The following is a 22994-nucleotide window of genomic DNA, read 5'->3' as shown; positions in this document are numbered from 1 at the left end:
GCTTTCAAGGTGCTGCACATGAGAAACACTTGACAAAAGAGCAAACATGCTTTATGCTTGTCTCGATAGATAAATCTTCAAGGAGTCGAAAAGCACGTATGCCTGACCAGTACTAATACATGCTCTGACCACCATTCTGGTGAGAAGCAAGCATCATTTTTCTCTCAAGCGCTGGCTGTTTCCCTTTTGTTTGGAATGGCGCCAGCAGGAGAAAACCATTTCTTGCTTCGAGTGCATGTATAGTGTTGGTGAGACATGAGTGTGAGGCGCTCTTTCCTCTCCACTTTTTCTCTCTTCGCAGACTCAGCAACAACTTTCTCTTTGTCTCTGTTGCCTATGCATGCCCCCCGGTATGGTGTGGTTTATGCGTTTGGTTTGTCGCCTGGGTTTTGGAAAACAGCTACACAGACAAGGAGAAAGAAAGATGCCTTGTGAGCCTCTTTGCTTCTCTCCCTTCCGGATCTGGTACCGGAAAGGATGGTGAGAGTGAGCAAGCAACCGTTTACCCGCTACTTTGCCTTGCTGGCGCGCTATCTCAGGCCGCAACTGGGAAGCGTAATACTTATGTCGGTACTACTGCTTGTCAGCATTGGTTTACAATTGGCTAACCCGAAAGTGCTCGGGATCTTTATCGATACAACACGCGAGCAGGGACTGTCGCAATCGCTGCTCTGGTTGGCGCTTTTGTATTTGCTCGTCTCATTTCTGAATCAGGGGGCCTCGGTTGCCTCCGCATATCTGTGCGAGCAAGTGGCCTGGAAAGCGACCAATGACTTGCGTGCTGACCTCCTCACCCATGTGTTGAGCCTTGATCGAGCCTTCCACAAGAGCCATACTCATGGTGAGTTGATCGAGCGTATTGACGGGGACGTCAATGACCTCTCGAACTTCTTCTCAGAGCTTATCGTGCATATGCTTTTTCACCTTGTTCTCCTGGTGGGGATGCTGGTTGTGCTGAGCTGGATTGACTGGCGCTTGGGCGTCTGCATGGGGCTTTACTGTCTGATTGTTGTAGGGGTGCTCACCTGGATGCGCCGCCCTTCGGTAGAGCGTTGGGTTGTGGCGCGCGAAGCCAGTTCGAGCTTCTTTGGTTTCCTGGGTGAATATCTCTCGGCAACGGAGGATGTGCGCGCGAACGGCGGAATGGGCTATATCTGGCGGCACTTCTTTCAGCGCTTCTCGCGCTGGTATACCACAACCTGTCATGCGGGTTGGTCGGGAGCGACCCCCTGGATTATCTCTCAGGCGCTCTTTGCTCTGGGACGCGTCCTCGGGCTGGTTCTGGGTGCATACCTCTGGAGTATCGGGTTAGCCTCTGCGGGTACGGTCTACCTGATCTTCGTGTATAGCTCCCTGCTGATGCAGCCGTTGGACAAGATTCAGTGGCAGTTACAGGATCTCAATCAGTCTACATCCTGTATTCGGCGGATTGAGGCGCTGCTGGGCACGCGCTCTTCGATGAAAGATGGCAAAGGGACGCAGCCAGCAGCGGGGCCGCTTGCGGTGACGTTTGAGGATGTCTCTTTTGGCTATGACGATGCTGAACCGGTGCTTCAGCATATCTCGTTTCACCTGCCTGCGGGTCGGCTTCTGGGGATTGTCGGGCAGAGTGGAGGGGGCAAAACAACCATGACACGCCTGCTGTTTCGTATGTATGACCCTCATTCTGGTGTCATTCGGCTAAACGGGGTTGCGCATACCGAGATGAAGTTACAGGACCTGCGGCGGCGTATCGGGCTGATAACGCAGGATGTCGATCTTTTTAGGGCGACGGTGCGCGATAATCTGACCTTCTTCGATCGCGAGGTTTCGGATGAGCGTGTTTTGCAGGTGCTGGAAGAGATCGGCCTGTTGCCGTGGTATCAGGCGCTCCCGCAGGGGCTGGATACCATGCTTGGTGCAGGAGGAGAGGGCCTTTCGGCTGGCGAAGCGCAACTGCTGGCGTTTGCCCGCGTCTTTCTTACCAACCCTGATCTTGTTGTGCTTGATGAGGCCTCATCCCGACTGGACCCGCTCACGGAGAAGCTGTTAGAGCGAGGCATGGAGAGACTCTTTACCGGGCGGAGCGGCATCATCATCGCGCATCGGTTAGAGACACTTCAGCACGTTGACGATATTCTCGTGCTTGAGCATGGAACAGTTGTGGAGGCGGGACGACGTGAGGATCTGGCAAACGACCCGAATTCTCGTTTCTCGCACCTGTTACGGACTGCTGATGGAGCAATAGTTGCATGAAGGGTTATAAAGTATATAGACTACGCGGGGCACTGATTCGCTATCGCTTTTTCTACGAGATGCGGGCACTGATTGGCTCCTTGCTCAGTCGGGGGCAACGGTGGCATTTGGCCTCTTGCTTCAGCGCCTTTTCGATACGGTCTCACAGAGGCCTCACGTTGATTCCGCTCTGCTGCTGTTGCTGCTGGCTCTCTTCGCGCTTATTCTGGTACAGATGATTGTGCAGTTTGTCGGCTTTGACAACACCTTGAAGGTGCATTATCCAGTGCGCGGGTTGCTGTGCCGCAACGTGATCGCGCATATGTTCCGGCTGCCCGGAGCCAGAGCGCTCACGGTCTCCTCGGGTGAGGCACTCAATACGTTACGTGATGATACAGAGATCATCGCCGACACGCCGGGTATCAGCTTGCTTGGCGATTGGCTTTTTGCGATTGTCTCTATCGTCATTCTCTTGCGTATTGATCCTTTGCTGACACTGTTGTCACTTGTGCCCCTGACGCTTGTGGTTGTGATCACGCAGATGTGGATGAAGCGGGTAGAGAAGTACCGCGAGGCGAGCAGAGACGCGACCGGGCAGGTGACAGGCATGATCGGGGAGATTTTGGGTGCAGCGCAGGCGATCCAGGTTGCCGGGGCCGAGCATCGAGTTATGGCGTACTTCCGCCAATTAAGCCAGCATCGGTTAGCGCAGATGTTGCGTGAGCGCCTGCAAACAGAGATGCTCAATGCTTTGTCCGGTAATACGGTGGGGCTTGGAACTGGCCTTATCTTGTTTCTTGCGGCTCTTCAGGCGCATTCGGCACGTCTGAGCATTGGTGATATTGCCCTGTTTATCTACTATATCGAATCGCTGTCGGGGACTATTGCCGGTGTGGGGGCGATTCTGGGGAGCTATGCCAGGGCCCGGGTTTCCTTCGGGCGGCTGCTCTCGCTGATGCAAGGAAAAGAGAAGGCGTACCAACTGGTTGAACGGCATTCCCTGGAGCTGCAAAGTGTCTCTTCAGGTGAAGAGGCTCTAGAAGCGCTACCAGAGCCATTAGAGCGTCTCAGGGCTACCGACCTGACATACCATTATCCAGGTGGTGGGATTGAGGGCGTTTCTCTCGAACTTCGACGAGGAACGCTGACGGCAGTGGTAGGACGCGTCGGCTCGGGTAAGACAACGCTGGTACGCACGCTGTTAGGCCTGTTGCCGAAGGAACGGGGTGAGATCTGGTGGAATGAAACACCTGTCACCGATGCTGCGACCTTTTTTGTGCCGCCGCGATCCGCCTATACGCCGCAGATTGCCCACCTCTTCAGCGATACGTTGCAGGCGAATATTCTGCTCGGTCGGCCCGAGGATCAGGCCAGTATTCAGCGTGCGCTCTATCAGGCTGTTCTGGATCAAGATGTGATGGGCTTTCCTGAAGGTGTCCGGACGGAGATAGGTACTCGCGGTATGAAGCTTTCGGGCGGGCAGGCGCAACGTACCGCTACTGCCCGGATGTTTGCTCGCCCGGCGGAATTGCTCGTGCTGGACGATCTTTCCAGTGCGCTGGATGTGGAGACGGAAAGCAAGCTCTGGCAGCGGCTCTTTGCCAGCCGGGAGCAGACCTATCTTGTCGTCTCACATCGGCGGGCAGTGTTGCGGCAGGCCGATCACATCATTGTGTTGAAGGACGGCAAGCTTGCGGCGCAGGGAACACTCGACTCTTTGCTGAAATGCTCTGATGAGATGCAGGCTTTGTGGCAAAACAAGCTTGTCGAGGAATAGGCTGAGATGAGCAGGGGAGCATACCCTTGTTTCCCTTGCTCACTCCTTGTGGCCCAGAGCGGGTGCAACCTCTGTAGTTTTAGAGGTGTGGAACCTCACCAGCAGGCTTTCTCGTTGGCACTCCGTGTTCCCTGACTGAGTGGTGCCAGAACAATGGCGTGTAAGCAGGGTATTGTTGCGCAAAGCGATGTGAGACTGCACTACGTGGTGGGCGCTGGTGCGCGTGGAGTTTTTCTTTTTGCTCGTATTGGTCTGCTGGTCATCTCGCGGTCTATGACGCGCTTTCCCGCGGTCTTCTTGATGTATGGTGCCTGCCTGCTCTGTCGTATTGTGCTCAAGGTGGTGGAGCCGGGGTGATTATGGCTTCTATGCCCTGTGCAGTCTCCTGTTCTATCGCTTTCCGGCTTGTTGGGCTGCACCATTTGCGCTGATCGGGATGGTAGCGCTGCTGCTCGGGAATGGTGGCTCTCATATGCAGGCTGCATTCCAGTGGTCGGATCTGGCGAATATGAGTGAAACACTACTGCTTGCATTGCTCTTGATCTGGGGTGGTGGAGTGCAGCGATCGCGTTATTTTCTGGTCGTTCGGTTGCAGGAGGTGCAGGAACAATTGCGCCAGTTTTCCAAACTTGGTGCCCGCGATAGAGCTCATTTGATTCTCCTTGCTCAACAGCCTGGGCTGGTGTAAGAAGGGGAGAGAAGAAGGACATGTAATCGCTGGTTCCATAGAGTGATAAAGGAAATACTGGTATGAGAGGAAAAGCATTGATAAAGATGAGTCTAGTGTGTAAAATAGAAAAAGATCCTCGTACATTTTTGAGTGATTGGAAGAGGCTATGCAAGAAATAGCACTTCTTTCTACCCTGTAAGAGGAAGGGAAACGAGCGAAAGGGAAAGGCTCTATGTCAACAAAGGCAGACTATACCACGGAAGAATGGAATATACTGGCGTCTTTGCCGTATATGATCGGTGCGACACTGGTTGCTGTCTCGAAAAGTGGGGCCATCGGGAAGACCAGAGAGGCGCTCTCGTTGTATTCCAAAGTGCGGGAAACCACACAGAAGTTTGCTGCTGTCCCGCTTATTCAGGAGCTCTTCACAGGGGGTGAGGTGCAGGTGAAAGAGACCCGTAAAGAGACGATCAGTGAGAAGGAACAGCTTATCCTGCTTACATTTGAGCGGTGTCGGGCTGCGTTAACGCTTCTCGAAAGCAAGACCACACCTGAAGAGGTCGAGGCATACAAGCAGTGGCTGTATCAGAGCGCGGAACGGATTGCAGGTGTCTCAAAGGGCGGTGGCTTTCTGGGCATTGGTGCAAAGCGGATCGATGAGCAAGAGGCCACCGTTTTAGCACAACTGAGAGAGATACTCGGCGTGCAGGCGTAGTTGCGTTGCACGCGTACGAGTATTGCAGCAGTTCATTGAGGGGTAAATCCGGTACTCTCGCGCATAGTCAGGCGGAAGGGGACCGTGACCGTTCCGGGAACGTGTGTCTCCGGGCCATTAATGCACTGAAGCAGCCGCGTCACGGCGGTGGTTCCTATCTGGCGTTTATCGGGTGCTACTGTGGTGAGCGACGGAACAGAGAAGCGAGCCTCTTCCAGATCATCGAAGCCAACGACCGCAATATCTTCTGGAACATGAAGACCCCGCTCATAGAGCGCTCGCATAGCACCAAAGGCCATCAGATCGTTAAAACAGAAGAGGGCGTCAAAAGGCTGTTGGCGCTCAAGCAGCGTGTGTACAGCCTGCGCCCCACTCTCTCGATCGTAGGCTGTGGGCGTATACACAAGTAGCGATTCTTGCAGGGAGAGTCCAGCATCAGCAAGCGCCTGGGCGTAGCCTCGAAAGCGTAATAGAGTTGTCTCACGTTGCATCTGTCGCGAGAAGCCGATGACAGCAATCTGCCGTCGCCCGAGTTGGAGCAGATGGGTGGTTGCTGCATAGGCTGCTGCCACGTTATCAAAGGTGACATGGTCATATTCCATATCGAGCGAGTGTTCACCGAGCAGAACGATAGGGAGTTTCTCGTTGCCCTGGATATGCAGATCCTCGGCTTTCAACATCAGCGAGTTGAGAATAATACCATCTATCAGGTTTGAATGCAGCTTTTCGATGGCCTGACGCTCATGCTCATAGGTGCCGCTGGTAAAATCAAGCATGACACGATATGATTGCTCGGCGGCGGCGTCAATAACCGCTTCAGCGATTTCTGCAAAGTAGGGGTTGCGTAACTCGGGAATGACCAGTGAGAGAATCCCTACACGTCCTTTGCGTAGATAACGTGCCGGAAGGTTTGGCTGATAGTTCAGTTCTTTCAGTGCCTGTAAGACTCGCTGCCGCTTTTCCTCTTTTACATGAATGTTGCCATGAATAACGTTTGAGACGGTTTTAATAGAGACTCCTGCACGTAAAGCAACGTCTTTCAATGTAGTAGGCACGCTTTTTATCCCTCTATTTTTCTTCCCAGGTTTGCAACGGAAACTATAACATCGTGAGAAGAGCTTTGTCAATCTTGCATGGATGCAGCTTTCGACTATCTCGGGCTGCTTCATGGAGAATTTGCGCTTTTGTGAATTGACAAAGAGAAAATAGTTATGCTACAATCGCTTACAACGTTGGAATTCTTTTTACAACGTTGTAAAAGTGCTCGATGTCGAGATGCTGCATGGAGGCGAGATCACGAAGGTGCCCCCTCTGCTTCGCTTTTCGTGCATGTTTCCCGGCTCCTTTTCCTGGCTTCTCCTCGTTTTTTGTGAGGAGGCTTCAAGTTCATCAGTAATAGCGATTCTATGGGCGGATCTATTACGAGATGAGGGAGGGTCAGTATGAATTCAGGACAGCAGTATGTCCACATGAAGCGTGATGAACGTCGCCTGTTCACGCGTCGTCGCTTTTTGGGTCAGACCGCAGCGCTTGGGCTTGGGAGTGGTCTTCTGGTGCCGCTGCTCAGTTCGTGTGGCCTTTCGGGAGGAGGTACGGCTGCAATCACGTTCTGGAACCTGTTTGGTGGAGGAGATGGAGAGCGTATGGTCCAGATGCAGAATGTATTCAAGCAGCAGCATCCGGAAGTACAGCTTGAAGCTGTGACCCTGCAATGGGGAGGCCCGTACTATACCAAGCTGGCAATGGCGGCAGCGGGCGGACGCGCTCCTGACGTTGGTATTATTCATATGTCGCGTCTGGCAACGTTTGCCGCTGGAGGCCTGATTGATCCATTTGATCCCGCCGAACTGGCAAAGTATGGGATTACCAATGATTCATTTCTGCCGCCCGTCTGGGCGAACGCGCACCGCAACCAGAAACTCTATGCAATTCCGCTCGACACGCATCCCCTGGTTATGTTTTATAACACCGATATCTGCGGCAAGGCCGGGCTACTTGATAGGAATGGGCGCTTGAAGCAGTTGCAAGGGCCTGAGCAAATGATGGATGCAATCCGGGCCGTGAAAAAAGTGACCGGAAAATATGGCCTGGTGATGGAGGCAGTAGGAGTGAATCCCTGGAGGCTCTTTGTCGCGCTCTATAGCCAGCTTGGCGGCCAGATATTTTCTCCCGATGGCACAGAATTGATTCTTGACAATGCAAAGGCTGAGCAGGTGGTAGAATTTCTCACCGAAGTCGTGGCCGAGGGTGCCTACCCGAGTATCGATGCAGCGGCGGCAGTGGCCTACTTTAGTAATCAGAAGGCTGGCCTACTCTGGAATGGGGAATGGGAAGTGACCACCTTCCAGAATCAGAAGATTCCGTTTGATGCGACCCTTTTCCCGAATATATTTGGCAATTATCACACCTGGGCCGATTCTCACGCGTTTGTCCTTCCTCATCAGATGGCTCCAGATCCGCAACGTCGGGCAGCCTCGCTCCTCTTTATCAGTACCATGTTGAAAAATAGTCTGATCTGGGCGCAGGGCGGCCATATTCCCGCCTATCTCGGTGTGGCCAATAGCGCTGAGTATAAAAACCTGGTACCGCAGGCACACTATGCCGGTGCAGCGGCCAACCTGGTGCTTGATCCGCCTGCCTGGTTCAGTGGCGCGGCCTCTGACATGGAAAATCAGGCAGGAGCGGCGTTTGCGGCTGCAATGGCGAAGCAGCTCACGCCAAAGCAGGGAGTACAGCAGTTCCGTCGCTCGATGGAAAAGCTGCTGCGTGTTCCCAGGCCTTTTTAACCCCTGCAAGGACGCTGACATGTGCGTCATCGCCAAACTGTTTCCCTGATGAGGGGTAACGGTGAAAGGAGAGAATATGGCAAATATGCTGATTTCAGAGCAGGTGCAGGCGGCTGAGAAACCGGGTAAGCGTTCTGCTCGCTGGAAGAATGACGTAATAGGTTATGCATTTGTTGCCCCTTTTTTGATTGCATACGCTCTCTTTGTATTCCTTCCGATCATTCTGGGATTTGGGATGAGCTTCTTTAACTGGAGTCTGGCCGGGACGGGAAAAGATCAATTCCTGGGGCTCCAGAACTATCAGGAAGCGCTGACAGACCCGAGTTTCTGGGGCTCACTGGGGAATACGGTGCTCTTTACGGTCATCAGTACGCCGCTGTTAATGGTGTTCGGACTGGTGCTGGCATTACTGGCAAATATGAAGATCCCGGGACGCTGGCTGTTCCGCACGGTTGTTTTTGCTCCTTACATTCTGCCAGTTTCGGCTGTGGTGCTGGTCTGGAACTGGCTGTATCAGCCTGGTTTTGGTCTGATTAACGGCATGTTGACCGCGATTGGCCTCAAAGAGGTCGGGTGGTTGAGTGATCCAAACGTGGCAATGGTGTCCACGGTTATCGTAACGATCTGGTGGACGGTTGGCTTTAACTTTGTGCTGTATCTGGCTGGATTACAGCAGATCCCGCAGGAAGTGTATGAGTCGGCCTCAATTGATGGAGCCAACTCCTGGAACAAATTGTTGCATATTACGCTTCCTTTGCTGAAGAATACGACGCTGCTCGTCATGATTTTGCAGGTGATCTCTTCGCTTCAGGTGTTCGCGCAGATCTTCCTGTTGACCGGCGGTGGCCCGAACTATGTGACGCGTCCGCTAATGCAGTATGTTTATGAGACGGGTTTCTCCTCGTTCCGCATTGGTCTGGCTTCGGCAATGTCCTACCTGTTCTTCATTCTGATTATGCTTATCTCTGGTATCCAGTTTTTCCTGTTCTATCGTAAGAAGGGAGGCGAAGCATGAGCAGTGTTGTTGTCAATGCGCCTGAGAGGAGATTCCGCCGCCCGCATATCTCACAGGTGGTCGCCTTTCTCCTGCTGCTCTTCTTGATGGTTCTGTGGGCAATCCCATTGTTGTGGGCAGTTGATACGTCTTTCAAACCCGAAGGAGAGACAACCGTTATTCCTGTCTCCTGGATTCCCACGCATTTTACCGGAGCGGCCTATGAAAATGTGTTGAATGCCGGGAACCTGCTGCGCTGGTATTTCAATAGCTTCCTGACCTCGATTCTGATTACGATGCTGGCGGTGTTCTTTGCCAGCCTGGCCGCATATGCCCTGTCGCGTATCCCGTTTCGCGGCAGTAAGTTTGTCTTCTGGGTCATTCTGGCGGGCTTGATGGTCCCTGGCCAGATTCTGATTGTGCCGCTGTTCTCGTTAATGCAGCTTTTTGGATTGGTGAACACCTATGCAGGCGTGATCGTGGTGCAGATTGCCTCGCCGATCGCGGTGTTTATCTTCAAGCAATTCTTTGACTCATTGCCGCATGAGCTGGAAGAGGCGGCGGTTATCGATGGCGCCGGGCGCTGGCGGCTGTACTGGCAAGTCTGGCTGCCGCTCTCGCGTTCCGCTGTCGCCGCTGTGGCCATCTTCACCTTTGTTTCTGCCTGGAATAACTTCCTCTGGCCATATATCGTAGTCACGGGCGTCGATATGATGACGGTGCCGGTTGGGCTGGCAACTGTGCAGACAGCCTATGGTATCCACTATGCTCAGGTGATGGCCTCGGCGGTTCTGGGAGCGCTGCCCGCGCTGATCGTCTTCCTCTTCTTTCAGAGGCAAATCGTGCAGGGTATCGCTGGAACCGGTATCAAAGGATAGGATAATGAGAGAGGGAACGCTGTACGCTTTCCCTCTCTGAGCCGGTTTAGTGAGCGTCTTTCTTCAGGATGTTGTGCAGAAATGCATGCAGGATGGCCTCGTATTTTTCCCCGTTGGCGTTCCAGCACTGGGTATGTTCGGCATTCGGAACGCGATGATAGGTAATGATGTCAGCGTGCGTGCTGGCAAAGCGGTCGCTGAGAGCAATAGGGGCGATGGTATCCTCGGTGCCATGAAACAAAAGGATCGCACTGTTTCCCTGGCTGCGCGTTGTCAGGTCGAGGGTGGAGAGGCGAATGCCGGTACGCAGTAAGATGATTGGCTCGACAAGGCGAACAAAGAAGGCTGGCAGGCCATTCTTTTTCGCGATGCTTTCCAGGCTGGCCCGCCAGTTCAGGATAGGTGAATCGAGCACAACCGCTCGAACATGCGAAGCGAGTGCAGACTGACGCAAAAAGAGTTCCACAATCGTGCCTCCCATCGACCAGCCATAGAGGATAAGCTGCTCTGCACCATGATCCAGCGCGTAGCGAACGCCTGCTTCCAGGTCCTCCCATTCGCTGGCTCCCAGATGGCTCAGGCCGTCGGGGCTTGCCGGTGCTTCTGCATCGTTGCGAAAGGTGATGGTGAGGGTCGAGAGCCCACATTCCGCAAGCGTCGGCAGGACGCGTAAACCCTGCTCGCGATTGGCCGTTGCGCCGTGTACCAGAATCGCCCAACACGAACCTCCCGGCACAAACCATGCAGGCATATCACCGAGTGGTGTTGGTACAGCCACCTCCTCAATAGGGAGATTCAGTTGTGCCTGCATCTTACCGCCATAAATAGTGGTATTCCAGATGCCTGCTGTCCGGGGGGAGATCTTCCCTTCCACATGGATGAGCTGGCGCGTGACGCTCTGGGCATCAGATGCGAAGACCGGGCCAACAATCGCCTGTCCCTCACTTCCTTCCAGTCCGAAGATGCCCGGCCTTCTGGTCTCCCGGGTGTTCTGTAATGTGATATCTTTTCCCTCCTCTATTTTATGAATACGAACAAATCTCTTCTTCATGTCGCTTTTGCGCCTGAGAACTTGATGCGCGAAATACCAGCAGAGTTCAAGTAAAAGTAGAAGAAAAAGGATCAGAAGCGCAAGTATGATGAACATGTTTGTCCTCTCTGTTTTATGATTTGGCGGGAAACATTGCCCACACTCTACTTCTATCACAGAAACGCTCCCTTTCCTCACTGTATAGGAAAAGAGGTATATAAAAAGAGCTCAGGAAGAACATTTTGCAGAAGCGTGGATAGATTTTCTCTGTAGTATATGCAATTTATTTGCATATATCATATCTATCAATACAGGTTCACTGTATTCTATGAATAGATTGACCCTTTCATCGGACGCTTGCCCGGTTCTTCTTTTGATGGATCAGACGAGGTGCGATTGCTGGAGAAACGAAAATGGATAGAAAGGGATATTTGTTTTATGAATGGTCCAAAAAAGGTACGTGTCGCTATTATCGGCGTAGGAAATTGCGCCAGCTCGCTTGTCCAGGGAGTGCATTATTATCGTGACGCCTTGCCTGATGCCTTTATTCCCGGGCTCATGCATGTTGAGCTTGGCGGTTACCATGTGCGGGATATCGAGTTTTCAGCGGCTTTTGACATCGATCAGCGGAAGGTAGGGAAAGATCTGAGCGAGGCTATTTATGAAGCCCCGAATAATACCTATCGCTTTGCCACTGTGCCGCACCTTCAGGCGAAGGTCTATCGTGGGATGACAAACGATAGTCTGGGTACCTATCTCTCACAGGTGGTGACCAGCGCCTCGGGTGAGGCAAGCGATGTCGTGCAGATTCTCAAGGATACGGGCACCGATGTCGTGGTCAACTATCTGCCGGTCGGCTCGGAGGCGGCGACGAAATGGTATGTTGAGCGGATTTTGCAGGCTGGTGTCGGATTTGTGAACTGTATTCCCGTCTTTATTGCGCGGGAAGCGTACTGGCAGAAGCTCTTCACCGAAGCGGGGCTGCCAATGATTGGTGATGATATTAAGAGTCAGGTGGGGGCAACGATTCTTCATCGCATGCTTGCTCGTCTCTTCCTGGAGCGTGGCGTCAAACTTGAGCGAACAATGCAGCTCAATGTCGGCGGAAATATGGATTTTTACAATATGCTGGAACGCGAGCGGCTGGAATCGAAGAAGATCAGCAAAACGAATGCAGTGACGAGCCAGCTCGATTATGAGCTTGGGGAGGAGAATGTACACATCGGGCCGTCGGATTATGTTGCCTGGTTGGCTGATCGCAAGTGGTCTTATATCCGGCTGGAAGGGCGCACGTTCGGGGATGTGCCGCTCAACGTTGAGTTGAAGCTGGAAGTCTGGGACTCGCCGAACTCGGCAGGCGTGGTGATTGATGCCGTGCGGCTTGTCAAGCTGGCGCGGGATTGCGGAATCAGCGGGACATTGGAGGGGCCAAGTGCCTACCTGATGAAATCGCCACCGGTGCAACATCCTGATACTGTTGCCCACGAGCTGACCGAGACCTTTATTCAGGAGGCGGTTGCGCGGCTTCAGAAGCAATGAGGCGCTAAAAAAGACGAGGAGCAGATTTTCTGCTCCCCGCCTGTGAGTCCGAGAGATTTTCTGTCAGGTTCGCATTGCGTCAGTTCAGGGGGGACAGACGCAACATCTCTCTCTTGAAGATGTACCATAGTCGGAGGGAAAGTGCAATAGAAATGGAGCAATTGAATACAAACTGAAGGGAAATAGACTTTGTACCCCGAGAAACTCCTTCATTTTTTATCAGTTCCATGCCTGAAAAGCAAGCAGGCGCCTTTGATCGAAGGACGATCAGCAACGCCTGCCGCTTTGAGAGGCGGGCTCAGGAAACCTGAAGCAACTTATCAAGCGTGATAGGAAGCTCGCGGACACGAATACCTGTCGCATGAAAGATAGCGTTGGTAATGGCTGCGGCTGTCCCCACAATCCCGATTTCACCGATGCCTTTTGCCCCAAGTGGGTTAACGTACATGTCCTGCTCGTCAATCCAGGTTGCCTCGATATTCCCCACATCTGCACAGGTTGCGATATGGTATTCGGCAAGGTCGTGGTTGACGTAATCACCGAAGGCGGGATCAAGGATGCTCTCCTCGTGCAGCGCCATTGAGAGTCCCATTGTCATGCCACCGATGAATTGCGAGCGAGCAGTCTTCGGGTTCAGAATACGCCCCGCCGCAAAGACGCCCAGAAGCCTCGGGACGCGTATTTCGCAGGTGTCCATATGGACGCGAACTTCGGCAAAGATTGCGCCGAAGGCATGCATCGCATAGCGTTTGGTAAGCGGATTCGAGTTGATCGAACCGGTGACGGCCACTCCTTCGGGTGGAATGATCCCGCCGTGCTTCTTTTGCAGAACTGTACGTAGTCTGGTTGCAGCGTCGAAAATGGCCGATCCCCATGACATAGAACCGCTTGAGCCGCCTGCTACGCTTGCCTGTGGTAGCGTGCTATCACCGATCTCAAGATGAACCTGCTCAATCGGGACAGCCAACGCGTCGGCGGCGATCTGCGTCAGGACGGTGCGGGCCCCGGTGCCGATATCGGTTGCATCGATGAAGACAGCATAGCGATTCGGGGGTCTGGCTTCGATGCGAGCTGTCGAGGGGAATATCTCAACCGGGTAGGTTGAGGCTGCGACGCCGCTCCCGATGCGCCAGCGGCCCTCGATGCAGATGCCGGGATTCGGGTCGCGCTGTTGCCAGTGAAAGAGCTGCTCCCCCTTTTCCAGACAGGCTGCCAGACCATGACTGCTGAAGGGAAGCCCGCTCTCAGGGTCAACCGACGGGATATTACGCAGCCGGAAGTCGATCGGGTCGATGTCGCACTTGATCGCCAGTTCGTCTATCCCTGTCTCAAGTGCATACACGCCCGGACACCAGCCCGGGGCGCGCATCCAGGAGTTCGCAGGCAGATCGAGCTGTTCGACGCGATGGGTGGTGCGTCGATTCTCGGCAGAGTAGAGTATCCGTGTCGCCAGGGCGGCCTGCTCAACGTATTCATTGATTGTTGCTGTTGAGGTAATGACGTCGTGGGAGATTGCTGTCAGCCGGCCATCGCCTCTGGCTCCCAGACGAATGTGCTGGATCGTCGGGGCGCGATAGCCTCCAAGCGAGAAGATCTGCTGGCGAGTGATCGCGAATTTGACCGGGCGCTTTGTGGCTCGGGCAGCCAGCGCGGCAAGGATCACGTTTGGATGGGGTGTCCCCTTTGAGCCGAAGCCGCCGCCGATGTATTGCGAGACGATATGCACATTTTCGGGAGGAATATTGAACGCCCTGGTGATCATTTCTTGTGAGGTGTGAGCACCCTGTGTCGAGTCATAGAGCATCAGGGTATCGCCTTCCCAGTGCGCTATTGTGGCATGGGGCTCCATTGGATTATTATGTTCGGTGGGCGTGGTATAGACCGCGTCAAGCGAGAACTCGGCGTGGGCAAGCGCGTTCTCTACATTGCCTTTAAGCGAGTCAGCCGGTGCGCCTACAGCGTCCTCGGAGGGCGTATAGAGTGTATTGCTATCACTCGAAGCTCAACCGTATGGGGCTGCTCTTCGTAGAAGACAACGACCTGTTCGGCAGCATGGCGAGCGGTCTCGAGCGAGTCGGCAACTACTGCGGCGACGATCTGCCCCCGGTAATGGACTTGATCATGTTGCAGCACCTCAAGATCTCCGTTGGCAAGCGGCTCAATACGTGGCGTGTTCTGATGCCACAGCACGCTGAGCACCCCGGGTATCTGCTTCGCTGTCTCTGCGTCGATGCTGGTGACGCGCCCTTTCGCGATGGTACTCAGGACCGGGTAGAGGTATGTGATGTTTTCAACCGGATATTCGCTGGCGTAACGGGCCGTTCCGGTGACCTTTGCTGCGGCATCAACGCGATCCAGGGAGGTGCCGACGACGCGTGTCACGAGTTGTGTCTTCATCGCTTGCTCTCCTCCGTCAGCTCAAGTAGGAATGGTGGCAGGACCCGGCGTACAAGGTCGATTTTGAACGCGTTGCCAGGCAGCGGGTAGGCATCGGCTAGCTCTGCGTTGGCTGCTTGAAGGAACATCTCCTCGGTTGCAGGGGAGCCACGGAGCACATTTTCGGCTTTCAGCGCGCGCCACGGCATAGAGCCAACGCCGCCAAGCGCAAGGCGTATATCACGAATCGTGTTGTCTTCCACATCAAGTGCGGCGGCTATTGAGACCAGGGCGAAGGCGTAGGAAGCCCGATCACGTACTTTCAGATAGCGCGAGTGAGCGGCCATCGGAAGTGGTGGGAGATCAACAGCCGTAATCATCTCACCTGGTTTGAGCACGGTATCACGCTCCGGCTCGTTGCCAGGTTGACGATAGAGCAGCAGCAGCGGGAGGGTTCGTTCTCCCTGTGGACCCACGATATGAACGGTGGCATCAAACGCCATCATTGCGACCGCCATATCAGATGGGTGGCTGGCAATGCAGTGTTCCGAGACGCCAAGAATGGCAAGGTTGCGATGGTAGCCCTGACGTGCGGGGCAGCCGCTTCCGGGTACGCGTTTGTTGCAAGGCTTTGAGACGTCCTGAAAATAGACGCAACGCGTGCGCTGAAGCAGATTCCCGCCAGTGGTGGCAAGATTGCGCAGTTGTCCGGATGCACCCGAGAGCAGGGCTTGAGCCAGCGCCGGGTAACGCTGACGTATGGTGGTATCAGCGGCAAGATCGCTATTGCGCACCATCGCTCCAATGCGCAGGCTGCCATCTGGAAGCTGTTCGATCTGTTGATAGGGAAGCTGCGTGATATCGATCACAGTGTGCGGTTGGGCAATGCCAAGCTTCATATGATCAACAAGGTTTGTTCCCCCGGCCAGGAGCGCGGCTTCCGGGAAGCGTGTCAGCAGGGCAATAGCCGTAGATGTGTCGCTGGCGCGTTCGTAGCGGAAAGGATTCATGAACGCACCTCCTTGATTGCCTCAACGATATTGGCGTAGGCTGCACAACGGCAGAGGTTTCCACTCATGCGCTCTTTGATCTCATCCTCGTCCAGGACGATCTGCTGCGCCTTGAGGTCGGAACTGGCAAAACTCGGCCATCCATTCTCAGCCTCTTGCAGCATTCCAGCAGCCGAGCAGATCTGACCAGGTGTGCAGTAGCCGCATTGCAGAGCGTCATGTGTGATAAATGCCTGCTGAAGCGGGTGCAGATGCTCCTGATCACCGAGACCCTCAATGGTTACAATATCGACATCTTGATGAGCGACGGCAAGCATCAGACAACTGTTGACGCGCCGCCCGTTGAGGAGAACGGTACAGGCTCCGCATTGGCCGTGGTCGCATCCTTTTTTCGCACCGGTCAATCCGAGATGCTCGCGTAACGCATCCAGCAGCGTCGTACGTGTGTCAAGCGTAAGCCGATGGCTTGTGCCATTTACTCGAAGCGTGATCTCAACATTCATAACAGTATAGATCTCCTTTCGGCAGCGCATTGAAGCAACGCTTGCTGCGGCTTATGGACGGGAACGAGACCATATCCTCTTATATATGTCGATGGGTCATACTACCAGTGTACAAACAGGAACAAGGCGAGCCACAAAGGTGGCCTGCGTCCTGCATAGGATGGATGGTGGTATAGAAGGGAAGAACGGGTTCCATGGCAATAAGAAGGGAAGTAAAGCGAGCAGGAAAGAAAGAGGGGATAAGGGCGTTCTCGCATGGGCTTGGCTTGCGCTACAATAATAGTAGAAGATAGAGGCTCTCCTTTGGTGAAGCGAGAGTAAACGTAATTTGTCTGGAAGGAAAAAAACGGAGATGGCTCCAAAACGATTTCTCTATATAGGCACATATGCGCCAGCGCAGGACCCCGGGATCTATATTTATGAGTTCGACGAGGAGGACGGGCAGTTCAGGCTAATAGAGGGCTTTTCTGGTATTGAGAATCCCTCGTTCCTGACGCCGAGTCATGATGGACGATTTCTGTATGCGGTGAGTGAGACAGACACGTATGAGGGCAAGCCAGGTGGTTCGGTCGCGGCCTTTGCCATTGATCCGCAGCAGGGGACGCTGACCTTTTTGAATCGGGAAGCGACCCTCGGGCGGGGGCCCTGCCATCTGGTCGCGGACCGCAGCGGATCATGTCTGATTGTTGCGAACTATACCGGTGGAAGTGCCAGCGTGTTTCCCTTGCTGAGCGATGGGAAGATCGGGCAAATAGCGCAACTTGTCCAGCATGAAGGGCATGGCGTGAACCCAAGCAGGCAGGAAGGTCCGCATGTGCATTCCGCGTTTCTTTCACCCGGTGGACAACATGTGCTGCTCTGTGATCTAGGAATCGATACCATTTCCAGTTATACATTAGATCGAAAGACATGTCACCTGGAACTGTGCACCGAGACGAAGGCTGAGCCGGGGGCAGGTCCGCGTCATCTGGCGTTCCATCCGTCGGGCAAGTTCGTCTATGTGATCAATGAACTCAACTCGACCATTGTGGCGTATCGCTATGAGCTCGAGAATGGGGCGCTACAGCCGTTGCAGACTGTCTCGACGCTGCCCGAAGGTTTCGAGGGCGAAAATACCGGTGCGGAAATTTGTGTGCATCCGTCCGGGGAGCTTCTCTATGGTTCAAACCGTGGTGATGATAGTATTGTTGCCTTCCGCATTGATCCACAAACAGGCCTGCTGAGCTTCATTGAGCGAGCATCCGTGCAGGGCAAGACTCCACGTAATTTCAGTATTACTCCGAATGGTCGTTTCTTGCTGGTTGCCAATCAGGATTCAAATTCAGTGATCGTATTCTCGCTCGATCCAGATACCGGGCATCTGGGCGCGACGGGCGAGGCGCTGGCGCTTTCGCACCCTGTTTGTTTAAAGTTTGTGTAATGGAAAGTTTGTTTGCGTATCAGGTGTTTGGGCCTCCTCACTATCAGGTCGGGGAGGTCTTTTGATCGGATCGTGTTCTCGCTTCAGAGAAGAGGGTAGGAAGGGCTTTTGCTGCGTCTGACCGGTTGCATGCGTTCTGTCAGGCGCGTGACGGGTGGGAGGCGCATGGCTGTGAAATCGGGAACAGAGCCCATGTTGTGACAGGGAGGATAAAAGGGTGTTCTGGCGCATCGTCCACACCAGTGGAATGAGATGCGCCAGAATGCACCTCAGACACCTAGCATGTGGACAAGGTGTTCGTAATTGGTCATACCTGCCAGCTGATCGACCTTATGGCCATCCTTGAAAACCATTGCATAGGGAAGGGAGCGAACGCCGTACTTTTGCACAACATTCGGGTTTTGATCGATATCCACCCGTGCGACCTTTACTTTATCATGATAGTCGGATGCGACTTTTTCTGTAATAGGTGCGAACGATTTACAGGGACCACACCAGTTCGCTGTAAACTCAACAAGGACTGGCTCGGATGAATGCAGCACCTCGTCCTCAAAGTTTTGCTCATTGAGTTCCTGTACATCTGACATTGGCGCTTCTCCTTTCGTTCTGTACCGTCTCTCTGCCAGAGCCCGGAGACCCCCACAGAAAAAAGACAATGAGTATGTATGCAAGTTGATAAATGATCTTATCCCCTATTGTATCGCTCGATGCAAGCTCATGCTTTTTGCAGTCATAATCGTAAAGTCGAAGCGAAAGGGCGCGAGAATCAGGCATGCGAGAACGATTGTCAGGCTGGCAGGGAAGAGGTCTCTGTTTGAAGAGCCTGGGTGCTTACCTCTCGTGCCACCTGAAGGAACTGTTGAAGCGTTGTTGTTGGCTCGTTGGCGCTCCATATCATCTGGAGGTTGGCTATCAGAGAAAGGCCTTGTAGCGGGCGACACACCACGCTATCCAGCGGGATGCGGGGCCAGGCGGGCAGAATTGAGATACCGATACCTGCTGCTACCAGACTGACCAGCGCATGGAATTGAGCGGGAAAAACCGGTCCATCTCTTTGTCATGGGGGTCGATCAGTGGCGCGATGAGGAGGCATGGCCGTTGCCCGATACACAGTATCGCCCCTACTATTTGCAGAGTCAGGGACATGCGAATACTGCCGATGGGGATGGCCTGCTCTCTCCGTGTGTGTCTGAGCATGCAGCTTTCGATACCTACTGCTATGATCTACATAACCCGGTCCCAACGGCAAGTGGGATCATCTGGGGCGATCCCGGTCCCTATGATCAGCGGGCGGTTGAGGAGCGAGATGATGTGCTCTGCTATACCACGCCCCCGCTTGAGCAGCCACTTGAAGTTACAGGCTCGGTTGAACTGGTGGTCTATGTCTCATCTTCTGCACGCGATACCGATTATACCGGGAAGCTAGTCGATATCTATCCCGATGGACGTGCTGTGCTGCTTACTGATGGCATTCTTCGCGATCGCTATCGGAAATCATTCTCGCATCCGACGTTCCTGGAGTCGGAACGCGTCTATGAGCTACGGCTTGATCTCGAACCTGTTTCAGCCGGGGCATCGGGTACGGCTGGAAGTGTCAAGCAGCAATTTCCTGCGCTTTGATCGCAACTCGAATACAGGTGGTGTTATTGCAACCGAGCGAGAGGACGATTTCGTGACCGCCATGCAGCGTGTCTATCATGGTAGGGAGTACCCTTCACGCCTGATTCTCCCGGTGATCGAGCGCGTATAGCGTTCTTTCCCTCTTTTCCCCTTGTATGAACAGGGGAGATTTTGTATGCTAGATATATTCTTTACAACTACACTGCTCAATGTCGTGACGCGCTCGAATCGCACCGGAAGCGGTTCGCAGAATCGAGGGTGCAGGACAGCCCGGTTCTCTCGCCTCTGTTGCCACAGGGAGCTTGAGTGAACAGAGCAGCCAATCAAGAAGGAGGAGAGACAAGACACTTCCTGAAACACTGGCAATCAATCCCTTCTCATGGCATGTTTGTCGCTGGTTTTGTTCTTCGGAGCATGTTTTCCGGAGGGCAACATCACCTGCAAGCAAGCGACCGAGAGAGGATCAAATGGGACACAACAAGCAGGTTCCCCTGGGATGCACGTGCAAGGACTGCGCCGCAAAGGTGGAGGCTCTTCTTCAGCAGAGCCAGGAATCGTTCAGGGTTCAGCAGTTGGTGGATGACAGGTTCATTCGGGCCTACAACGCGTTCGTCTACCGGACGAGGACCAACCCGCTTCATCTGCTGGAGTCGGACGAGGTTCTGTCGGACTGCTCCTGCCGCAGTGCTGGCATCTGCGCGCAGTGCAGGCTGGACTCCTGGATCAGGAGTCCGGAGCGAGCCGCGGCAAAAGCGAAGGTGCGTGCACTCGCCCGGCTGAACGCTCAGTGGTTCACCACCAGGGTGGTGACTGCGGCACTCGACGAGTTCCTTCAGGCCTACAGCAGGTTCGCCCGGAGGACGGAGATCAACCTGCTCCAACTGCTGGAGTCGGACGAGATTCCGTCGAAGTGCTCCTGCGGCGGGGCCGGTACCTGCGCACAGTGTGAGCGGGTCGCCTGGCTCAACAGCCCGGAGCGAGCCGAGGCGCAAGCGGAGGCTGACGAAATCATCCGCGTCGACACCCATTGGTGTGGCGTCAGGGAGGCGAGGGCGCTGGTGAGCGTATTTCGCCAACTGGCGGATGTGATCGACCCGGATGTCTCGTGCAACTGCCCTCGCGGCTGTTCCTGCATGAGGTGCCTGAAGTGCCGCATGGGTTCTCTGCAACTGACGGAGACGGACGTACGGCTCTTCGTCCAGGGTGGACAGGCAGTGAAGGAGCTCGGGAGGCGGATCCTGGGCTTCAGGCGTGAGGAAAAGCCGTAAGTCAGCAGAGGAGGTACGTCACTCTCACCTTCATGGGGCTCTCCGTATGGGGGGCCCCTCCCTTTTGTTTTGCGGCCGGCAAGATGCTTTTCCAGCTCGATGCTGCAAGCGTCGTCGATGAGAGGTGTGGTAGAGATGATCGACAGTCCTCGAGTGCAATGTTTTTTCCCGCTTTCCCTCTTGTAGAAGGAGCAGAAAGTTCTTTATGCTATACGCATGCTTAACCACTTCTGCTCAATGTCGTGACGCGCTCGAATCGCACCGGAAGCGGTTCGCAGAATCGAGGGTGCAGGACAGCCCGGTTCTCTCGCCTCTGTTGCCACAGGGAGCTTGAGTGAACAGAGCAGCCAATCAAGAAGGAGGAGAGACAAGACACTTCCTGAAACACTGGCAACCAATCCCTTCTCATGGCATGTTTGTCGCTGGTTTTGTTCTTCGGAGCACGTTTTCCGGAGGGCAACATCACCTGCAAGCAAGCGAGAGAGAGGATCAAATGGGACACAACAAACAGTTCCCGTTGGGATGTACATGCAAGGACTGCACAAAGAGAATATGCGAGATCCTGGAGGAAAACCAGGAGAGGTTCAATATTCCGCTGTGGGCAGATGACAGGTTCATTCGGGCCTGTGAAAACTTCACCAGGCGGACGGGGATGAACCCTCTTCGGCTGCTGGAGCCGGACGAGGTTCTGTCGGACTGCTCCTGCGGCGGGGCCGGCACCTGTGCGCGGTGTAAGCGGGCCATCTGGCTCGCCAGTGAGGAGTACGCCGGGGTGAAAGCGGCAGTCGACAAGGCGATTCAGGAGGCCGACCAGGGCTTCACCGTCCGAGAGGCTTCCGCTGCGCAAATGGAGGTCCAGCGGCTGGCAGAGCAGCTCAATGTGCACGAGGACTTCAGGTGTTCGTGTTCACAGAAAGGCTCCGAGTGCTGGCGCTGCCGGATCAAATACCGGCGTGCAACAAAAGAGGATCTCTTGATTCTCGTCCAGTTGAGAGTGCTGGTGCAGGAGGCTCTCAGGCTGATCAGCAGCTAGAGGACGCCACCTCTCCCCTTCACGGGGCTCCCCATACAGGGAGCCCCTCCCTTTTGTTTTGGGGCTGGCAAGGTGTTTTTCCCGTCCGATGCTGCGAGCAGTTTTGATGGGACACAGCATCCTTCTGATGGAAGTGATAAGCGATTCGCTCAGCCATGAAGCATACCATTCTTTCCCTCTTTTCCTCTTGTAGAGAGCGCAAAAAATTCTTTATGCTATCTCTATCGTTTATAACTACATCTGCTCAATGTCGTGTTACGCTCGAATCGCACCGGAAACGGTTCGCAGAATCGAGGGTACAGGACAGCCCGGTTCTCTCGCCTCTGTCGTCACAGGGAGCTTGAAGGAATGGGAGCAGCAACCACGAAGGAGGAGAAGCAAGGCAGTACCTGCAACACTGGCAACCGATCTCATCGCATTCGCTGTTTGTCGCTGGTTTTGTTCTTCGGAGCATGTTTTCCGGAGGGCAACATCACCTGCAAGCAAGCGACCGAGAGAGGGGATCTGATGGAACACAAAGCTTTCCATCTGCCGGGGTGTACGTGTGATGCCTGTAAGGCGGAAGCGCGTACGCTCATCGAGATCTACCTGGAGACGAACGATCTGCCGCAGTGGAAGGAGGACCGCATCTGGTCGGCCTACCGCAAGTTCGTCCGGCGGACAGGAAAGAGCCCGCTCTGGCGACTGGCGCCTGAAGAGCCTGTGCCGAACTGCACGTGCAACGGTGCGGGCACCTGTGCACGCTGTGAGCTGGATGTCTGGCTCAACAGCCCGGAGTACACCCAGGCGGAAGGGGATATCCGCCGGGTCGAGCGGCAATACACGCAGGAACTCATGAGGGAAGCGCTGCGCTCGACGCGGGATGCGCTCCAGCGGATGATGTGGCAGCTCGACCCGAACGTGCGCTGCCGCTGCCCGCACGGCTGCACCTGTGCGGCCTGTCAGAAGTGCCGCTTCGCGTCCGGACAGGCCACGGAAGAGGACCTTGCGTTCCTCGTTCAGCTCAAGAAGCTGCTGTGGATGGCCAATCAGGTCACTTATCGGCGCTGAAGGCCGTGAGCCAGAAGAGGAGGTATGTCACCTTGCACCTTCAGGGGGCTTCCTTTTGGGGGAGCCCCCTCCCTCTTTTTGAGGGCAATAGGAGTTGAGAGATGTGGTCAT

21 protein-coding genes and 3 pseudogenes are annotated in these 22994 nt (G+C 54.4%); 14 read left to right on the top strand and 10 right to left on the bottom strand.

The window, feature by feature from the left end:
- The first annotated feature begins 486 nt into the window (after positions 1 to 486).
- From EI42_RS05600 to EI42_RS05580, 6 genes and pseudogenes are all read left to right on the top strand, one after another.
- Positions 487 to 2235: an ABC transporter ATP-binding protein gene (locus tag EI42_RS05600; RefSeq protein ID WP_170142387.1), complete on the top strand. Its 1749-nt coding sequence runs from the start codon at positions 487 to 489 to the stop codon at positions 2233 to 2235.
- Positions 2236 to 2329: 94 nt separating this feature from the next.
- Positions 2330 to 3085: pseudogene (locus EI42_RS34265) on the top strand (ABC transporter transmembrane domain-containing protein); the annotation flags it as partial.
- A gap of 84 nt (positions 3086 to 3169) precedes the next feature.
- Positions 3170 to 3991, top strand: a complete 822-nt coding sequence (locus EI42_RS34260; RefSeq protein ID WP_281278992.1) for an ATP-binding cassette domain-containing protein — start codon at positions 3170 to 3172, stop codon at positions 3989 to 3991.
- Positions 3992 to 4144: 153 nt separating this feature from the next.
- A complete protein-coding gene (locus EI42_RS05590) occupies positions 4145 to 4348 on the top strand; it encodes a hypothetical protein (protein ID WP_111319718.1) in 204 nt (67 codons plus the stop codon).
- The gene (locus tag EI42_RS33115; protein ID WP_211326038.1) at positions 4320 to 4679 is read left to right on the top strand and encodes a hypothetical protein; all 360 of its coding nucleotides are present in this window, start codon (positions 4320 to 4322) and stop codon (positions 4677 to 4679) included. Before EI42_RS05590 ends, EI42_RS33115 begins: the two co-directional genes overlap by 29 nt.
- 214 nt (positions 4680 to 4893) lie before the next feature.
- Positions 4894 to 5376, top strand: coding sequence for a hypothetical protein (locus EI42_RS05580; RefSeq protein ID WP_111319714.1), 483 nt, complete (start codon positions 4894 to 4896; stop codon positions 5374 to 5376).
- A 32-nt stretch (positions 5377 to 5408) separates the two neighbouring features.
- Here EI42_RS05580 and EI42_RS05575 read toward each other — a convergent pair whose 3' ends face one another.
- On the bottom strand, positions 5409 to 6431 hold the full coding sequence (locus EI42_RS05575; RefSeq protein ID WP_111319712.1) for a LacI family DNA-binding transcriptional regulator: 1023 nt from the start codon (positions 6429 to 6431) through the stop codon (positions 5409 to 5411).
- A 387-nt stretch (positions 6432 to 6818) separates the two neighbouring features.
- Between EI42_RS05575 and EI42_RS05570 the strand changes: the two genes are divergently transcribed.
- The 3 genes from EI42_RS05570 to EI42_RS05560 all read left to right on the top strand — a co-directional run bounded on the left by EI42_RS05570 (position 6819) and on the right by EI42_RS05560 (position 10034).
- On the top strand, positions 6819 to 8162 hold the full coding sequence (locus EI42_RS05570) for an extracellular solute-binding protein (protein WP_111319710.1): 1344 nt from the start codon (positions 6819 to 6821) through the stop codon (positions 8160 to 8162).
- Between the two features lie 76 nt (positions 8163 to 8238).
- Entirely contained in the window at positions 8239 to 9177 is a 939-nt protein-coding gene (locus EI42_RS05565; RefSeq protein ID WP_111319708.1) for a carbohydrate ABC transporter permease, read from the top strand.
- On the top strand, positions 9174 to 10034 hold the full coding sequence (locus tag EI42_RS05560; protein WP_111319706.1) for a carbohydrate ABC transporter permease: 861 nt from the start codon (positions 9174 to 9176) through the stop codon (positions 10032 to 10034). Before EI42_RS05565 ends, EI42_RS05560 begins: the two co-directional genes overlap by 4 nt.
- Before the next feature lie 46 nt (positions 10035 to 10080).
- Here EI42_RS05560 and EI42_RS05555 read toward each other — a convergent pair whose 3' ends face one another.
- On the bottom strand, positions 10081 to 11085 hold the full coding sequence (locus EI42_RS05555; RefSeq protein WP_170142385.1) for an alpha/beta hydrolase: 1005 nt from the start codon (positions 11083 to 11085) through the stop codon (positions 10081 to 10083).
- Between the two features lie 417 nt (positions 11086 to 11502).
- Between EI42_RS05555 and EI42_RS05550 the strand changes: the two genes are divergently transcribed.
- Positions 11503 to 12603, top strand: coding sequence for an inositol-3-phosphate synthase (locus EI42_RS05550; RefSeq protein WP_111319702.1), 1101 nt, complete (start codon positions 11503 to 11505; stop codon positions 12601 to 12603).
- Between the two features lie 298 nt (positions 12604 to 12901).
- On the opposite strand, the pseudogene EI42_RS34645 reads toward EI42_RS05550, so the two are convergent.
- The 3 genes and pseudogenes from EI42_RS34645 to EI42_RS05535 form a co-directional block, all read right to left on the bottom strand.
- A pseudogene (locus EI42_RS34645) lies at positions 12902 to 15000 on the bottom strand (xanthine dehydrogenase family protein molybdopterin-binding subunit).
- Entirely contained in the window at positions 14997 to 15989 is a 993-nt protein-coding gene (locus EI42_RS05540) for an FAD binding domain-containing protein (RefSeq protein ID WP_111319700.1), read from the bottom strand. The pseudogene EI42_RS34645 and the gene EI42_RS05540 overlap by 4 nt, the downstream one beginning before the upstream one ends.
- A complete protein-coding gene (locus EI42_RS05535; protein ID WP_111319698.1) occupies positions 15986 to 16492 on the bottom strand; it encodes a 2Fe-2S iron-sulfur cluster-binding protein in 507 nt (168 codons plus the stop codon). Before EI42_RS05535 ends, EI42_RS05540 begins: the two co-directional genes overlap by 4 nt.
- Positions 16493 to 16844: 352 nt before the next feature.
- Between EI42_RS05535 and EI42_RS05530 the strand changes: the two genes are divergently transcribed.
- Positions 16845 to 17912, top strand: a complete 1068-nt coding sequence (locus EI42_RS05530; protein ID WP_111319696.1) for a lactonase family protein — start codon at positions 16845 to 16847, stop codon at positions 17910 to 17912.
- Positions 17913 to 18181: 269 nt separating this feature from the next.
- Here EI42_RS05530 and trxA read toward each other — a convergent pair whose 3' ends face one another.
- Both trxA and EI42_RS34805 read right to left on the bottom strand, forming a co-directional pair.
- Positions 18182 to 18499, bottom strand: a complete 318-nt coding sequence (gene trxA, locus EI42_RS05525) for a thioredoxin (protein ID WP_111319694.1) — start codon at positions 18497 to 18499, stop codon at positions 18182 to 18184.
- Positions 18500 to 18699: 200 nt separating this feature from the next.
- Positions 18700 to 18891: a type 2 periplasmic-binding domain-containing protein gene (locus tag EI42_RS34805; RefSeq protein WP_428843950.1), complete on the bottom strand. Its 192-nt coding sequence runs from the start codon at positions 18889 to 18891 to the stop codon at positions 18700 to 18702.
- Positions 18892 to 18971: 80 nt separating this feature from the next.
- On the opposite strand from EI42_RS34805, the pseudogene EI42_RS05515 reads away from it, so the two are divergent.
- Positions 18972 to 19662: pseudogene (locus EI42_RS05515) on the top strand (CocE/NonD family hydrolase).
- A 48-nt stretch (positions 19663 to 19710) separates the two neighbouring features.
- On the opposite strand, the gene EI42_RS32330 reads toward EI42_RS05515, so the two are convergent.
- From EI42_RS32330 to EI42_RS32320, 3 genes are all read right to left on the bottom strand, one after another.
- Complete coding sequence (locus EI42_RS32330; protein WP_170142384.1) at positions 19711 to 19875, bottom strand: hypothetical protein; 165 nt, start codon at positions 19873 to 19875, stop codon at positions 19711 to 19713.
- Between the two features lie 91 nt (positions 19876 to 19966).
- Entirely contained in the window at positions 19967 to 20701 is a 735-nt protein-coding gene (locus EI42_RS31865; protein ID WP_146505341.1) for a hypothetical protein, read from the bottom strand.
- 302 nt (positions 20702 to 21003) lie between these two features.
- The gene (locus tag EI42_RS32320; RefSeq protein WP_170142383.1) at positions 21004 to 21171 is read right to left on the bottom strand and encodes a hypothetical protein; all 168 of its coding nucleotides are present in this window, start codon (positions 21169 to 21171) and stop codon (positions 21004 to 21006) included.
- Positions 21172 to 21293: 122 nt separating this feature from the next.
- On the opposite strand from EI42_RS32320, the gene EI42_RS05505 reads away from it, so the two are divergent.
- Positions 21294 to 21833: a hypothetical protein gene (locus tag EI42_RS05505; protein ID WP_137686044.1), complete on the top strand. Its 540-nt coding sequence runs from the start codon at positions 21294 to 21296 to the stop codon at positions 21831 to 21833.
- A gap of 252 nt (positions 21834 to 22085) precedes the next feature.
- Positions 22086 to 22883, top strand: coding sequence for a hypothetical protein (locus EI42_RS05500; protein ID WP_146505339.1), 798 nt, complete (start codon positions 22086 to 22088; stop codon positions 22881 to 22883).
- Positions 22884 to 22994 lie beyond the last annotated feature (111 nt).

Origin of the sequence: Thermosporothrix hazakensis, assembly GCF_003253565.1 — a bacterium.
GTDB classification, from domain to species: Bacteria; Chloroflexota; Ktedonobacteria; order Ktedonobacterales; family Ktedonobacteraceae; genus Thermosporothrix; species Thermosporothrix hazakensis.
The sequence above is the reverse complement of the archived record's forward strand: the minus strand, read 5'-3'. Positions and strand labels throughout refer to the sequence as shown.

What these genes read in the sequence shown, in the direction of transcription:
- EI42_RS34260 (WP_281278992.1), top strand. Translation starts at nt 3,170, where the DNA reads ATGCAAGGAAAAGAGAAGGCGTACCAACTGGTTGAACGGCATTCCCTG.
- EI42_RS05590 (WP_111319718.1), top strand. Translation starts at nt 4,145, where the DNA reads ATGGCGTGTAAGCAGGGTATTGTTGCGCAAAGCGATGTGAGACTGCAC.
- EI42_RS05580 (WP_111319714.1), top strand. Translation starts at nt 4,894, where the DNA reads ATGTCAACAAAGGCAGACTATACCACGGAAGAATGGAATATACTGGCG.
- EI42_RS05570 (WP_111319710.1), top strand. Translation starts at nt 6,819, where the DNA reads ATGAATTCAGGACAGCAGTATGTCCACATGAAGCGTGATGAACGTCGC.
- EI42_RS05565 (WP_111319708.1), top strand. Translation starts at nt 8,239, where the DNA reads ATGGCAAATATGCTGATTTCAGAGCAGGTGCAGGCGGCTGAGAAACCG.
- EI42_RS05560 (WP_111319706.1), top strand. Translation starts at nt 9,174, where the DNA reads ATGAGCAGTGTTGTTGTCAATGCGCCTGAGAGGAGATTCCGCCGCCCG.
- EI42_RS05555 (WP_170142385.1), bottom strand. Translation starts at nt 11,085, where the DNA reads ATGAAGAAGAGATTTGTTCGTATTCATAAAATAGAGGAGGGAAAAGAT.
- EI42_RS05550 (WP_111319702.1), top strand. Translation starts at nt 11,503, where the DNA reads ATGAATGGTCCAAAAAAGGTACGTGTCGCTATTATCGGCGTAGGAAAT.
- EI42_RS05540 (WP_111319700.1), bottom strand. Translation starts at nt 15,989, where the DNA reads ATGAATCCTTTCCGCTACGAACGCGCCAGCGACACATCTACGGCTATT.
- EI42_RS05535 (WP_111319698.1), bottom strand. Translation starts at nt 16,492, where the DNA reads ATGAATGTTGAGATCACGCTTCGAGTAAATGGCACAAGCCATCGGCTT.
- EI42_RS05530 (WP_111319696.1), top strand. Translation starts at nt 16,845, where the DNA reads ATGGCTCCAAAACGATTTCTCTATATAGGCACATATGCGCCAGCGCAG.
- trxA (WP_111319694.1), bottom strand. Translation starts at nt 18,499, where the DNA reads ATGTCAGATGTACAGGAACTCAATGAGCAAAACTTTGAGGACGAGGTG.
- EI42_RS05505 (WP_137686044.1), top strand. Translation starts at nt 21,294, where the DNA reads ATGGGACACAACAAACAGTTCCCGTTGGGATGTACATGCAAGGACTGC.